At 67.2% G+C, this 14,313-nt stretch carries 10 protein-coding genes; 6 read left to right on the top strand and 4 right to left on the bottom strand.

Translation table 11 applies throughout. The features are described from left to right. Positions 1–100: 100 nt before the first annotated feature. On the top strand, positions 101–3,286 hold the full coding sequence (locus tag H4W26_RS11375) for an ExeM/NucH family extracellular endonuclease (protein WP_192592343.1): 3,186 nt from the start codon (positions 101–103) through the stop codon (positions 3,284–3,286). Positions 3,287–3,640: 354 nt separating this feature from the next. On the opposite strand, the gene H4W26_RS11370 is transcribed toward H4W26_RS11375, so the two are convergent. Together H4W26_RS11370 and guaB are read right to left on the bottom strand one after the other, a co-directional pair. Further along, entirely contained in the window at positions 3,641–4,783 is a 1,143-nt protein-coding gene (locus H4W26_RS11370; RefSeq protein ID WP_192592342.1) for a GuaB3 family IMP dehydrogenase-related protein, read from the bottom strand. A 13-nt stretch (positions 4,784–4,796) separates the two neighbouring features. After that, the gene (guaB, locus tag H4W26_RS11365; protein ID WP_192592341.1) at positions 4,797–6,335 is read right to left on the bottom strand and encodes an IMP dehydrogenase; all 1,539 of its coding nucleotides are present in this window, start codon (positions 6,333–6,335) and stop codon (positions 4,797–4,799) included. Positions 6,336–6,674: 339 nt separating this feature from the next. Between guaB and groES the strand changes: the two genes are divergently transcribed. Further along, positions 6,675–6,971 (top strand): co-chaperone GroES, encoded by a 297-nt coding sequence (groES, locus tag H4W26_RS11360; protein ID WP_058887472.1) that lies wholly within the window; start codon positions 6,675–6,677, stop codon positions 6,969–6,971. A gap of 73 nt (positions 6,972–7,044) precedes the next feature. Then, a complete protein-coding gene (gene groL, locus H4W26_RS11355) occupies positions 7,045–8,640 on the top strand; it encodes a chaperonin GroEL (RefSeq protein ID WP_192592340.1) in 1,596 nt (531 codons plus the stop codon). An 84-nt stretch (positions 8,641–8,724) separates the two neighbouring features. Here groL and H4W26_RS11350 read toward each other — a convergent pair whose 3' ends face one another. Further along, positions 8,725–9,528: a CPBP family intramembrane glutamic endopeptidase gene (locus H4W26_RS11350; protein WP_318779867.1), complete on the bottom strand. Its 804-nt coding sequence runs from the start codon at positions 9,526–9,528 to the stop codon at positions 8,725–8,727. Between the two features lie 52 nt (positions 9,529–9,580). On the opposite strand from H4W26_RS11350, the gene H4W26_RS11345 reads away from it, so the two are divergent. Beyond that, complete coding sequence (locus H4W26_RS11345) at positions 9,581–10,156, top strand: arsenate reductase/protein-tyrosine-phosphatase family protein (protein WP_192592339.1); 576 nt, start codon at positions 9,581–9,583, stop codon at positions 10,154–10,156. A gap of 11 nt (positions 10,157–10,167) precedes the next feature. Here the strand turns inward: H4W26_RS11345 and H4W26_RS11340 are convergent, their stop codons facing one another. After that, positions 10,168–11,103: a fructosamine kinase family protein gene (locus H4W26_RS11340; RefSeq protein ID WP_192592338.1), complete on the bottom strand. Its 936-nt coding sequence runs from the start codon at positions 11,101–11,103 to the stop codon at positions 10,168–10,170. 34 nt (positions 11,104–11,137) lie between these two features. Here H4W26_RS11340 and ligA point away from each other — a divergent pair, with 34 nt between their 5' ends. Beyond that, positions 11,138–13,465 (top strand): NAD-dependent DNA ligase LigA, encoded by a 2,328-nt coding sequence (gene ligA / locus H4W26_RS11335; RefSeq protein WP_192592337.1) that lies wholly within the window; start codon positions 11,138–11,140, stop codon positions 13,463–13,465. Continuing rightward, positions 13,462–14,313: an inositol monophosphatase family protein gene (locus tag H4W26_RS11330; RefSeq protein WP_192592336.1), complete on the top strand. Its 852-nt coding sequence runs from the start codon at positions 13,462–13,464 to the stop codon at positions 14,311–14,313. The genes ligA and H4W26_RS11330 overlap by 4 nt, the downstream gene beginning before the upstream one ends.

Below are 14,313 nucleotides of genomic sequence, written 5' to 3'. Positions count from 1 at the left end.
TCACTCGCGGGGCTTCGCAGATCGGTCTGAACATTCGCACTGATACGACCACCATGGTGAGCGCTCACAGCGATCACCCTGACCTGATGAGGACTATGACGTGACGAGATCCCCCAGCAATGCTCCCCCACCAGGACGACGACGACGCTTCACCCGCGGCCTCGCCGCCCTTGGGCTGAGCACCGCCCTCCTGGCACCAGCCCCAGCCTTTGCCACCCCCGAGACTCCTGCCCCCGAAGCGGCCCCCGAAGCGGCCCCCGGCGCAGACTGCGTCGTGATCAATGAGGCATTTCCCAACGGCGGCAGCGGCTCGGCCGCACTGACCAACCGCTTCATCGAGCTGCTCAACACCTGTGAGGAGAGCGTGGACCTCGGCGACTGGTCGCTGCAGTACCGCGCCAGGTCCTCCACCGGTGCGCCGACCTCGACTGTGCCGCTGAGCGGTGAGATCCAGCCCGGAGGGCACTACCTGATCCAGGGCGGAGGCAACAGCGGCGACGGCGCCGAGCTCCCCGCGGCCGACGCCGAGACCGGTGCGGCGATCGGCGCTGCCGCGGGCGGCACCTTCATCCTGGCCACCACGACCGAGACCCTCGAGGCACTGCCGCTGGAATCAGTGGTCGATGAGCCGCAGGTGGCAGACCTGCTAGGCTTCGGCAGCACCAACACCTTCGAGACCGCTGCGGCGACGTCGGGGACCAACGCCTCGTCGCTCAACCGCACCGAGGGATCCGACACCGACGACAACTCCGTGGACTTCAGCCGCGGGACTCCCTCGCCCACCAACGCGTCGGGCGAGACCAGCTCCGGCGCGGAGCCCGAACCGGAGCCCACGGATCCCGAGCCCACGGATCCCGAGCCTACGGATCCTGAGCCCTCTGAGCCCGGCGAGGAACCCAGCGATCCAGAACCCACGGATCCCGAACCGACGGATCCTGAGCCGACGGATCCTGAGCCGACCGATCCCGAACCCACGGACCCCGAGACGGATCCCACGGAGCTGGAGATCGACGAGATCAACTCCACGTTGGCAGGTGATGACGAGGAGTTCGCCGTGACCACTCGCGGCGTGGTGACCGCCGTCTATCCCGCGGAGCAGAGCTTCAACGGCTTCTATCTGCAGACCGCCGGTTCGGGCGGGGACGTGGACCTGAGCACGCACGAGACCTCGGACGCGATCTTCGTGTATTCGCCGTGGTCGGTCGCTGAGGAGCGTGTGCAGGTCGGCGACTTCGTCGAGATCACCGGCGACGCAGAGGTCTACTACGACGCTCCGCAGATCAGCCTCTACCCGGAGTCCACGCAGACCCCGCACCATGAGTTCAGCCTGATCGAGGATGAGCCCTTCGAAGCGGTCAAGCCCGCCTCCGTGGAGGTTCCGGAGACCGCCGATGCGCGCGAATCTCTGCTGGGCATGCTGATCGACCCGCAGGGCACCTACACGGTCACCGACCACTACACGCTGAATCAGTATGGCGAGATCGGCATCGTTCTGGGCGAGGAGCCGCTGGTGAACCCCACCTCCGCGTTCCGCCCGGGCCCCGAGGCTGAGGCGCTGGCCGCTGAGAACGATGAGCGCGTCATCTACCTCGACGACGCGGCGTCGACCTCCTGGCAGGCCTGGAGCGAGGATCGCGACCAGCCGTTGCCGTATCTCACGCTCGAGGATCCGATCCGCATCGGCGCCGAGGTGCTGTGGCAGACCGACGTGATCATGGACTACCGGTTCGAGGAATGGCGGCTGCAGCCGCTGAGCAAGCTCACCCCGGAGACCGCCGAGCAGGTCCAGCCCGCAGAGTTCGAGAACACCCGCGAGGGCAACGAGTCCCCTGCGGAGCGGACCGGAGATGTGCGCATCGCCGGATTCAACGTGCTGAACTACTTCATCTCCCTCGGCGAGGACGAGGCCGGGTGCGAGTACTACACCGACATCGACGGCAACCCCACCACCAACGACTACTGTGACGCGCGCGGCGCCTACAGCCAGGATAGCTTCGAGCGCCAGGAGGCCAAGATCGTGGCCGCCATCAGCGGACTCGACGCCGACGTGGTGGCACTGCAGGAGATCGAGAACACTCGGTACTTCTTCGCAGACGAGGACCGTGACCGCGCCCTGGCCGCTCTGGTCGAGGCGCTCAACGGCGCCGAGAACAGCGCCGGGACCTGGGACTACGTCGAGTCCCCGGAAGAGGTTCCCGCCGAGGAAGATGTGATCCGCAACGGATTCATCTACCGCACCGATCGCGTCGCACCCGAGGGCGATTCGCGCATCCTCTTCGAGGACGGCGTCGATGACCTTGATCAGAGCCAGCTCGGCGAGCTGGACCTCGATGAGATCTTCTCCAACGCACGTGAACCCCTGGCCCAGGAGTTCACGGAGGTGGACGGCTCCGGCGAGAACGCCGACGGCGCGGAGAGCTTCCTCGCCGTCGTGAACCACTTCAAGTCCAAGGGTGGCAGCGGCACCGGTGATAATGCCGACACCACCGGGCAGGGCTCCTTCAACGGCGACCGTGTCCGGCAGGCCGAGGCGCTCGTTGCGTTCGCCGACGCCCTCCAGGAAGACGCGGAGACCGAGAGGCTGTTCCTGATGGGCGACTTCAACTCCTACGAGCTGGAGGACCCGATCCAGGTCATCACCGAGGCGGGGTACACCAACCTCTCCGCGGAGACCGGTGGATACAGCTACATGTTCGACGGCGCGGTGGGATCCCTGGATCACCTCTTCGCCACCGAGGCCGCCGCCGGTGATGTGGACCAGACGCAGATCTGGAACATCAACGCCGTGGAGCCTCTCGCGCTGGAGTACAGCCGCTACAACTCCGTGGGCACCATGCTCTACGCCCCGGATCAGTGGCGCTCCTCCGACCACGATCCGATCGTGGCCGACCTCACCCTCTCGGGAGCCGGCACCCCCGGCGACGGTGACGAGGACGAAGATGGAGAGGGCGACGACGGCGGCGAGGAGACTCCCAGCTATGAGGCCTGGGACTCCGCCGCGGTCTACACCAACGGAGACACCGTGAGCCATGAGGGTGGCGTCTACACCGCGCTCTGGTACTCCAAGAACCAGGTCCCCGGGGCATCCCCGTGGAGCGCCTGGTCCGAGGTGGGAACCCCCGCCGAATGCGGCGAGGAGACCCTGCCGCAGTGGGCACCGAGCTCACAGTTCGACGGTGGCGAGACCATCGTCCACGAGGGCACCAGCTACACCGCCAAGTGGTACACCCGGAACCAGGAGCCGGGCGATCAGTACGGCCCCTGGGAGGAGAACGGCAGCTGCTGAGCTGAGCTGAACCGAGTGGGCTGGGCTGACGAGTCGGCCCAGCCCACGCGGCCCCGCTGAGCCTGCAACTGACCGACCCCGCCCCGCGCGTTTGTCGTAGGGCTGTAGCAAATCGTAGAGCTATAGCCCTACGATTCTCTACAGCTCTACGACAAACTGCGTTTAGGGGTCCTTCGTCCAGGACCGCCACGGGAAGTGGCCCCGCGTGCGCCGCGGGCCTCGACACGACCCCGCACCTCACCGGACCGCCCCCTCCACGAAAAAATCGTAGAGCTGTAGCTTCTCGTAGAGCTATAGCTCTACGATTCTGCGACAGCTCTACGATTTTTTCCGAGGGGGCGTGCGTGCGTCCTGTCAGCGGGTCTGCTGGCCCATCGGGGAGACGATCGCATCCACGCGCTGGAAGGACTTCAGATCCACGTAGCCCGTGGAGGCCATCGCGTGGCGCAGTCCACCCATCAGGTTCGAGGAACCATCGGTGTGGTGCGCGGGGCCCCAGAGCAGCTCCTGCAGCGGAGCGACGGTGCCCACCCGGGTCCGGTGCCCGCGCGGGAAGTCCGGGTGCACCGCTTCGAGCCCCCAGTGCCAGCCCTTGCCCGGTGCCTCTTCGGCGCGGGCGAGCGTGGTGCCGAGCATGACGGCGTCGGCCCCCATGGCCAGTGCCTTGACGAGGTCCCCGGAGGAACCCATACCGCCGTCGGCGATCACCTGGACATAGCGCCCACCGGATTCATCCAGGTAGTCCCGGCGCGCGGCCGCGACGTCGCTGATCGCCGTGGCCATCGGGACGCGGATGCCCATGGCGCGCCGGGTGGTCGTGGCCGCCCCGCCGCCGAAGCCGACCAGCACGCCGGCGGCACCGGTGCGCATCAGGTGCAGCGCCGGGGTGTACCCAGCGGCGCCGCCGACGATCACGGGCACATCGAGTTCGTAGATGAACTCCTTGAGGTTCAGCGGGTCACCGTTCTGCGCCACGTGCTCGGCGGAGACGGTGGTGCCGCGGATGACGAACATGTCCACCCCGGCCGCGACCACGGTCTCGTAGAACTCCTGGGTGCGCTGCGGAGTCAGCGACCCGGAGACCACGACGCCGGCGTCACGGATCTCTGCCAGTCGTGCGGTGATCAGCTCGGCCTTGATGGGCTCGGAGTAGAGCTCCTGCAGGCGGCGAGTGTTGTCCGCAGAGATCTCATCGGCACCCAGCGCCGCGATCTCGGCGAGCACCGGCTCGGGATCCTCGTAGCGGGTCCACAGCCCCTCCAGGTTCAGCACGCCCAGGCCGCCCTGCTTGCCCAGTTCGATGGCGGTGGCTGGGGACATGACCGAGTCCATAGGCGCACCGATCACCGGCATGTTGAAGGAGTAGGCGTCGATGCGCCAGTCCAGGCTCACGTCCTGCGGGCTGCGAGTACGCCGGTTCGGGACGATGGCGACATCGTCCAGCGCCCAGGCCCTTCGACCGTTCTTGGCCAGGCCGATGGGGATCTCGTTGCTCAAAACAGCTCCTTTACTAGCGCCGGTAGTTCGGCGCTTCCACCGTCATCATGATGTCATGCGGGTGCGATTCCTTGAGTCCGGCGGACGTGATCCGCACGAACTTGCCCTTGTTCCTGAGCTCGCCGGTGGTGTGCGCGCCCACGTAGAACATGGTCTGCCGCAGACCGCCGGTGAGCTGGTGGAACACCACCTCGAGCGGGCCGCGGTAGGGCACCTGGCCCTCGATCCCCTCGGGGATGAGCTTCTCATCGGAGGGAACATCGGCCTGGAAGTAGCGGTCCTTGGAGAAGGAGGTGTTCTTCCCGCGGGTCTGCATGGCGCCCATTGAGCCCATGCCGCGGTATGCCTTGAACTGCTTGCCGTTGTAGAAGACCAGGTCTCCGGGGGATTCTGCGGAGCCCGCCAGCAGGGATCCGAGCATCACCGAGTCGGCACCGGCGACCAGGGCCTTGCCGATGTCTCCGGAGTGCTGCAGCCCGCCGTCGGCGATCAGCGGAACGCCGGCCGGGATCGCCGCCTTGGAGGACTCGTAGATGGCGGTGACCTGCGGGACACCCACACCGGCCACGATGCGGGTGGTGCAGATGGAGCCTGGACCGACGCCGACCTTGATGGCGTCCGCGCCGGCATCGATGATGGCCTGCGCGGCTTCGCGGGTCGCGGCCTGGCCGCCGATGACATCCACTCCGGCGGCGCGCGGCTCTGCCTTGAGCCGGGCGATCATGTCGAGCACGCCTCGGGTGTGACCATTCGCGGTGTCCACCACAAGGGCGTCCACACCTGCCTCCACCAGCGTCATGGCCCGCTCGAAGCCTTCACCGAAGAAGCCCACGGCCGCACCTACGCGCAGCCGGCCTTCCTCATCCTTGGTGGCCTGCGGGTAGCGGTCGGCCTTGTCGAAGTCCTTGATGGTGATCAGGCCCTGGAGCACGCCGGCGTCGTCGACGAGCGGCAGCTTCTCCACGCGGTGCTCGGAGAAGATCCGCAGCACCTCTTCGTTGGGGATCCCGACCCGGGCAGTGATCAGCGGCTGGGGGGTCATCTTCTCGTAGACCTTGGTGGTCAGATACTGCTCGCGCGGGATGAAGCGGGTGTCCCGGTTGGTGATGATGCCCAGCAGCTTGGATTCGGCGTCGACCACGGGAAGCCCGGAGACGCGGTAGTGGGCGCAGAGCTCGTCGAGGTCGGCGATGGTGGCATCCGGGGTGATCGTCACCGGATCGCTGATCATCCCGGACTCGGAACGCTTGACCTTGTCCACCTGGCGGGCCTGGTCCTCGATCGAGAGGTTGCGGTGCAGGATGCCGATGCCGCCCTGGCGTGCCATGGCGATCGCCATCGGGGCCTCGGTCACGGTGTCCATGGCCGCCGAGGCCAGCGGTGACTGCAGGGTGATGTTCCGGGAGAACCGGGTGGAGGTGTCGGCCTCCGAGGGGATGACATCGGTGGCACCGGGGAGCAGAAGGACGTCGTCGTAGGTCAGTCCGACGAATCCGAAGGGATCGTGCTCCGCGCCGGCGGCCGCGCGCGGCTCCTGATGAGTTTCAGTCACAGTGGTGCCTCTCGGGTCAAAAGCGGGTGGCTCGGCCCCAAGTCTACGTCCCGTGCACGTCCGCCCGTAGCCAAAGCCTTAGCACTCTGCTTGACCGAGTGCTAAGCCCGTCTATAAAGTTTCACTTAGCACTCGAGACCCTCGGGTGCCAGCGTGTCCGCGGGCCGTCAACCTGCGGATATCAGCCTGACGGGGCACCATCCGGCACCGCGACGACGGTTGGCCACTCCTAAGGCGTGCAACAGATTTCGGCCTGTCAAGCACCCCGGCGTCACCGGGATGCCCGGTACGGGCCTGTGCCATTGACCGATTCCACCCCACGCAAAGGAGAGTACTGACGTGTCAGTCTCCATCAAGCCTCTCGAGGATCGCATTGTTGTCCGCCCCCTGGAAGCAGAGCAGACCACCGCTTCCGGTCTGGTCATCCCGGACACCGCCAAGGAAAAGCCCCAGGAGGGCAAGGTCGTCGCAGTAGGCCCAGGTCGTTTCGACGAAAAGGGCAAGCGCATCCCCGTTGACGTCTCCGAGGGCGACGTCGTCATCTACTCGAAGTTCGGCGGCACCGAGGTCAAAGTCAGCGGCGAAGAGTACCTCGTGCTCAACGCTCGCGACGTCCTGGCCATCATCGAGAAGTAAGAACGGACCGCTGAAGTCTCTTCACGGACCTCATTTGGATCCGATTCTCACACTCTCAAAGGAGCAGTAATACATGGCAAAGCAGCTTGAATTCAGTGATGCTGCACGCCGCGCTCTGGAAGCCGGCATCGATAAGCTTGCAGACACGGTCAAGGTCACGCTCGGCCCCAAGGGCCGCAACGTGGTCCTGGACAAGTCCTGGGGCGCTCCGACCATCACCAACGACGGCGTGACCATCGCCCGTGAGGTGGAGGTCGAGGACCCCTACGAAAACCTCGGCGTGCAGCTGGCCAAGGAAGTCGCCACCAAGACCAACGACGTCGCAGGCGACGGCACCACCACCGCAACCGTCCTCGCCCAGGCTCTGGTCAAGGAAGGCCTGCGCAACGTGGCAGCCGGCGCAGCCCCCAGCGAGATCAAGCGCGGCATCGAAACCTCGGTGGCCGCTGTGACTCGCCGACTGCGCGAGAACGCTCGCGATGTCGAGGGCCAGCAGGCGGCCAACGTGGCCGCCATCTCCGCACAGAATGACGAGGTCGGCGAACTGCTGGCCCGCGCATTCGACGCGGTGGGCACCGACGGCGTCATCACCATCGAAGAGGGATCCTCCACCTCCACGGAGCTGGAGATCACCGAGGGCATGCAGTTCGACAAGGGCTACCTGTCCCCGCACTTCGTCACCGACGCCGAGCGCCAGGAAGCCGTGCTCGAAGATCCGCTGATCCTGATCAACCAGGGCAAGATCTCCAACATGGCCGAGTTCCTGCCCGTGCTGGAGAAGGTCCTGCAGGCCAAGCGCCCGCTGTTCATCATCTCTGAGGACGTCGAGGGCGAAGCCCTCTCCACCCTCGTGGTGAACAAGCTGCGCGGCACGCTCAACGTGGTCGCAGTCAAGGCCCCCGGTTTCGGGGACCGCCGCAAGGCCATGCTCGAGGACATCGCAGTGCTCACCGGTGCACAGGTCATCTCTCCCGATCTGGGCCTCAAGCTCGATCAGGTGGACCTGGAGTCCCTGGGCACCGCCCGTCGAGTCACCGTCACCAAGGACGCCACCACCATCGTTGATGGCGCTGGCGCCAAGGAGGACGTGGACGCTCGCGCGGCCACCATCAAGGCTCAGGCAGATGCCTCCGACTCTGAGTGGGACCGCGAGAAGCTCCAGGAGCGCCTCGCGAAGCTCTCCGGCGGCATCGGCGTCATCAAGGTCGGCGCAGCCACCGAGGTGGAGCTCAAGGAGCGCAAGCACCGCATCGAAGATGCCGTCTCCTCCACCCGCGCAGCACTGGAAGAGGGCATCGTGGCCGGTGGCGGCACCGCGCTGATCAACGCCCTCTCCGTGCTGGACGAGGACGAGGACGTCAAGGCACTCTCCGGAGATGCCGCGGCCGCTGTGGGCATCGTCCGCCGCGCACTGGTCCAGCCGCTGCGCTGGATCGCGCAGAACGCCGGGGAGGACGGCTTCGTGGTCGCCTCCAAGGTGTCCGAGATGGCACCGAACCATGGCTTCAATGCCAAGACCGGTGTCTACGGCGATCTGATCGCCGACGGCGTCATCGACCCGGTGAAGGTCACCCGTTCTGCACTGCAGAACGCGGCCTCCATCGCGGCCCTGGTGCTGACCACCGAGACCCTCGTGGTCGAGAAGCACGACGAGGAAGACGACGACTGACCTCGCCTGATTCCCGTTGAAGGGGGCTCTGGCCGTTCGCGGTCGGGGCCCCCTTTGCTGTGCGCTGGCTGCGGGTCCCGCCCGCTATCCCGGGATGAGCTGGAGCACCAGCGGGAAGGCGAGGAACGCGACGACATCCAGCAGCAGGTGCGCGATCACCAGCGGCATCACCCGGCCGCAGCGGTGGTAGATCCAGCCGAAGATCACCCCCATCAGCAGGTTGCCGATTCCCGGCCCGAAGCCCTGATAGAGGTGATAGGCGCCGCGCAGCACTGCCGATCCCAGGATGATCATCCAGATCCCGGCCCGTGGCCAGATCCGCCGGGCACGGTCGAAGAGGTAGGCGATCATGATGATCTCCTCCAGCAGGGAGTGGCGCAGCGCGGTGAGCACCAGCACCGGGGTCGTCCACCAGTGTTCCCCGACGTCGGCCGGGATCAGCTCCGCAGTGATGCCCGTGGCCCGTCCCACCGCGTAGATCACCACGGTGCCCAGTCCGATGAGCAGGAACAGTCCGACGCCGAGCAGCAGGTCCCTGACAGGGGCTCGCAGATCGAGTCCGAACCTGCGGAACGGGTTCATCCCATGCAGGAAGAACAGGTAGAAGACCAGGACCACCGGCACCAGGGCGAAGACAGCGTCGAGCACCTGGTAGCTGACGTCGAAGAACTCGGCCCGCGAGCGCGAGGACTGCACCGTCGCCGTCTGGTCCGCCAAAGGAGCGAGCGTCAGCCTTTCGGCGAGCTGAAGCACGGCATAGATCGCGGAACGCCCCAGCGACAGGCCAAGCACGATCGCCAGCTCCCACCCGTAGAAGCGGCGGCGCAGGCCACCAGGGCCGGGGGCTGCTGAATGCTCGGCCGAAGGCTCGGATGTTGTTCGCTTCACGGGCAAGAGTCTAGGTGGGGTCTTGCGGGTCCGATGTGATCAGATGGAATGCATGACTGAGACCTACACCCTGCTGGCCGTCTGCACCGGCAATATCTGCCGCTCCCCCGCGATGGATCGGCTGTTGGCCCATACCTTCGGCGAGGACGAGATCATCGTCCGCTCCGCCGGAACCCACGCCCATGTGGGCGATGACATGGAGCCTCAGATGAAGACCCGGCTCGCCGACTACGGGGCGGAGACCTCCGACTTCCAGGCGGAGCAGCTGCGCTCCGAGATGGTCCGGGACAGCGACCTCGTGCTCACCGCCACCCGCGGCCACGTGGCCGACATCCTCACCGACATCCCAGAGAGCGCTCAGAAGGTGTTCACCATTCGAGAGTTCGCCCGGCTGATCGATGCCGTGGACGAGGCCGAGCTGCGCGCGGCCTTCGCCGGCGCCGATTCGACCCCCGCCAAGTTCGCCGCGCTGGTGCCGCTGGTGGCCGCACAGCGCGATCACGACCCGTCCGCAGGATCCGAGGACGACGTCGTGGATCCCTACATGATGCCCGAGGAGGTCTTCGACACCTCCTTCCTGCAGGTCCGGGAACCGGTGGAGCGGCTGCGGGACGCCCTGCAGGGCTGACGCGGACCGGCTCAGAGCTGGAGGACCTGCTCGGCCGCGCGCAGCGTCGGGCCGCGATAGCTTCCTCCGAAGAGCAGCCAGTGCACGCCGAGGCAGAAGAACTGGTGCAGTCCGATGCGGTCCTGCCATCCGGTGCTCAGCGGAAACTCCTGCTGATACCCGCGCATCACAGCGTCCAGCTGGGGCAGCCCGAAGAGGTGCAGAAACGCGATGTCGGTCTCGCGGTGCCCGGTGTGGGCCGCGGGATCGATCAGCGTCCCCCGCACGGCCCCTCCATGTGCCTCCCCTCCATGCGCCGACCCTGAATGTGCCTCTCCTGAAGCCGCCGCCCCGGAAGCCGCCGGGGTCCAGAGCACGTTGCCCGACCAGAGGTCCCCGTGGATCAGCGCCGGTGGCTCGGCGTCGTCGAGCTCTCCTGCGGCGATCCGGTCCCGGGCCGCGTGCAGCAGCCGCGCGTCGGCGGCAGTGAGCTCAGGGGCAAGTCCCTGCAGCATCGGGTCCAGCCGCTCCAGCGCCAGGAAGGCTCCCCAGCTGGCGTGCACCCCGGTTCCCATGACCAGAGGCTGCTCCGCCGGGCCGAAATAGGCGGGCGTCTGCGCGGGATGCTCCGGAGGGAGGACGCCGAACCCCTCGTGGTCGGCGGTGGGGGTAGGACCGTTGTCCTGGGCTCCACGCTGGCGGGCGAGCCATCCGTGGGTCCGCGCCAGCGCCCGGCCGAACTCAACGCCTGCCTGCTCGTCGGGGGTGGCCGTCGGCAGCTCCTTGAGCTCCAGACGTCCGCGCTCCGCCGAGCCGTCCTGTTCGTGCCCCGACCCTCGCGAGGCCGAGCGGACCGAGACCACGGGAGCGCCGCCGTCGTCGGCCGCCTGGCCCAGCCAGCGCAGACCGGCGGCCTCCACGAGGGCAGCCTCGGGGTGATCAGGGGGCGAAAGCTTCACGAAGGCCATGTGACCCACCCTAGCGGCGACTAGAATCAGACGAGTGAGCGAATCAACTGAGAACTCCGCCGCTGACTCCGTCGAAGCCACCCCGCCCTCCGCCCTGCGCGAGGAGTATGTGGAGCTGGTCGAGGAGGTGCGCCGGCACCGGATCGCGTACTACCAGGACAATGATCCGTTGATCTCCGATGCGGAGTTCGATGTACTCTTCGAACGTCTGGAGCAGATCGAGGCCGAGCACCCGGAGATCGTCGCCGCGGACTCCCCCACCCAGGAGGTCGGCGGCGAGGTCGCGGAGGCCTTCTCCCCGGTCCAGCACCTCCAGCGGCTCTATTCGCTGGAGGACCTCTTCGCCCGCTCCGAGCTGCGCACCTGGTTCGACCGGGCCAGCGCCTCGCTGGCGACGCAGCGCCCCGAGGAGACCGCGAAGTGGCTGGTCGAGGTCAAGATCGACGGCCTGGCCATCAACCTGCTCTACCGCGACGGACGGCTGGTCCGCGCGGCCACCCGAGGCGACGGAACCACCGGTGAGGACGTCACTCATAACGTGCTGACCATCGGCGACATCCCCGAGCAGCTCCTCGGAGAGGATCACCCCGAGGAGCTGGAGGTCCGCGGGGAGATCTTCATGCCCACCGCCGAATTCCATGCCTTCAACGAACGGCTGGCCGAGGCGGGGAAGGCTCCGCTGGCCAACCCGCGCAATGCCGCCGCCGGGTCGCTGCGCCAGAAGGATCCGAAGAAGACGGCCGAACGACCGCTGTCGATGTTCGTGCATGGCATCGGTGCGCGCACCGGATTCGAGCCTGCCAGCCAGCATGCCGCCTATGAGCAGCTCGGCGCCTGGGGCCTGCCGGTCAGCCCCTACACTCGGCTGTTCGATGACTATGAGCAGATCGAGGCGTATCTCGACGAGCATGAGAAGAACCGCCACGAGCTGGTCCACGAGATCGACGGGGTGGTCATCAAGGTCGATGACTTTGCTCAGCAGCGCTCCCTGGGGCACACCTCCCGGGTGCCCCGCTGGGCCGCGGCGTATAAGTATCCCCCCGAGGAGGTTCATACCCGGCTGCTGGACATCATGGTCCACGTGGGACGCACCGGCCGGGTGACTCCCTTCGCGGTGCTGGACCCCAAGAAGGTGGCCGGCTCCGTGGTCTCCCGCGCCACCCTGCACAACCGGGACGTGGTCAAGGCCAAGGGCGTGCTCATCGGCGACGATGTCATCGTCCGCAAGGCCGGGGACGTGATCCCCGAGGTGGTGGGCCCCGTGTTGGCCGCGCGGAAGGGCCGTGAGCAGGAGCTGACCGAGTTCGCCTTCCCCACGCACTGCCCGGTCTGCGGCACCGAGCTCGCCCCGGCCAAAGAGGGCGACGTCGACTACCGCTGCCCGAACGCGGAGAGCTGCCCCGCGCAGGTCAGCGAACGGGTCATCCACATCGGCTCCCGCGGGGCGCTGGACATCGAGGCCCTCGGTGAAGAGGCTGGGCTGGCGCTGACCAATCCCGACCTGCGCCGACCCATCCCCGAGCTCATCGACTGGGAGGAGACCGAATCCTCCGGCATCACGCTGGAGCGCGACGAGGACGGCAACCCGAGACCGCAGGAACCGGTGCTCCACGGTGAGGCCGGGCTCTTCGACCTGCGCGCCGAGCACCTCCAGGATGTCTACGTCTGGCGAGAGACCCGGCGACGCAATCCCGAGACGGGGGTGCGCGAGCCCACCGGCCGCTGGGCGCCGTCGCTGTACTTCTGGACCAAGCAGCAGCTCAACCGCGATTCCACGGTGAAGAAGGCCTCCGAGCCCACCGCCAACACGGTCCAGCTCTTCGCCGAACTGGAGAAGGCCAAGACCCAGCCGCTCTGGCGCGTGCTGGTGGCGCTGTCCATCCGCCACGTCGGGCCCACCGCCTCCCGCGCGCTGGCCAACGCCTACGGGTCGATGGAGAAGATCCGCACCGCCAGCGAAGAGGAGCTCGCTGGCATCGACGGCGTGGGGCCCACGATGGCCAGCACGATCACGGAGTGGTTCAGCGCCGACTGGCACTGCCGGATCGTGGATCGCTGGGCCGAGGCCGGGGTGCGCATGGTCGACGAGATTGACGAATCCGCTCCGCGCACGCTGGAAGGCCTCACCGTGGTCGTCACCGGCTCCCTGGAGGGCTATTCGCGCGATGAGTCCAAGGAAGCGATCATCACCCGCGGTGGTCGCGCCGCAGGCTCCGTGTCCAAGAAGACCGATTACGTGGTCGCCGGTGCCAATGCCGGGACCAAGCTGGAGAAGGCCGAGTCGCTGGGTGTCCCGGTGCTCGATGAAGACAAGTTCACTGTTCTGCTGAACAAGGGTCCCGACGGATTGGACGATGCATGACCACGATAGATGCCCGGAAGCTTCAGGATCTCCTGGAGATCGCTCACGAGGCGGCCGCAGCCGGTGCCGCGGTGCTGGCCGAGCGGGAAGACGTCTCCCCCTCGGGGCTCGTCCTGGGTCAGGAGGTCGTGGGGGTGGAGACCAAGTCCTCCGCCTCGGACCTGGTCACAGATTTCGACCGGCGCGCCGAGCAGGCCGTCCGCGCGGTGATCAACCATCGCCGCCCCGACGACGGGGTCTCCGGCGAGGAGTACGGGACCACGACACCGGAGGAGCCCAGCGGCTACCGCTGGTCCATCGACCCGCTGGACGGGACCACGAACTTCGTCCGCGGGATCGTCTATTACGGGACCTCCGTGGGACTCCAGGGTCCCGACGGGGACTGGCTGGTCGGCGTCGTCGCCGCCCCGGCGCTGAGTCGCATCTGGTGGGCAAGTCGAGGCCAGGGCGCCTACAGCGTCAACGGAGATTCAGAGCCGACCCGGCTGGGCGGGCCGACCGGCACGTTGGCCGCAGGGCTGCTCTCCACCGGCTACGGCTATGACCCCGCGCGCCGAGCGGAGCAGACCAAGGCAGTGGCGGCCATGCTGCCCGCCTTCGGCAATATGCGCCGACTGGGTGCGGCTGCCCTGGACATCTGCATGGTCGCCGACGGCACGCAGAACGCCTACGCCGAGTACGGCATTTGGGAGCACGACTGGGCCGCCGGCGCACTCATCGCCGAAGAGGCCGGAGTGCGAGTGCACCGGCCCGCCGCGGCAGACAGCAGCGTCACCCCGGACTGGTGTGTGATCGGCGACATCGGGATCGAGCTCAGCGAGCTCTCCCCCGCACCGCTGGAGCGCTGA

Source organism: Nesterenkonia halotolerans (assembly GCF_014874065.1).
GTDB classification, from domain to species: Bacteria; Actinomycetota; Actinomycetes; order Actinomycetales; family Micrococcaceae; genus Nesterenkonia; species Nesterenkonia halotolerans.
Note: the sequence above shows the minus strand (reverse complement) of the source record. Positions and strands in the feature narration are given on the sequence as shown.

Bases quoted from the DNA above. Each gene is read 5' to 3' on its own strand.
- H4W26_RS11345 (WP_192592339.1), top strand. From the start codon at position 9,581: ATGACTGAGACCTACACCCTGCTGGCCGTCTGCACCGGCAATATCTGC.
- H4W26_RS11340 (WP_192592338.1), bottom strand. From the start codon at position 11,103: ATGGCCTTCGTGAAGCTTTCGCCCCCTGATCACCCCGAGGCTGCCCTC.
- H4W26_RS11330 (WP_192592336.1), top strand. From the start codon at position 13,462: ATGACCACGATAGATGCCCGGAAGCTTCAGGATCTCCTGGAGATCGCT.
- groL (WP_192592340.1), top strand. From the start codon at position 7,045: ATGGCAAAGCAGCTTGAATTCAGTGATGCTGCACGCCGCGCTCTGGAA.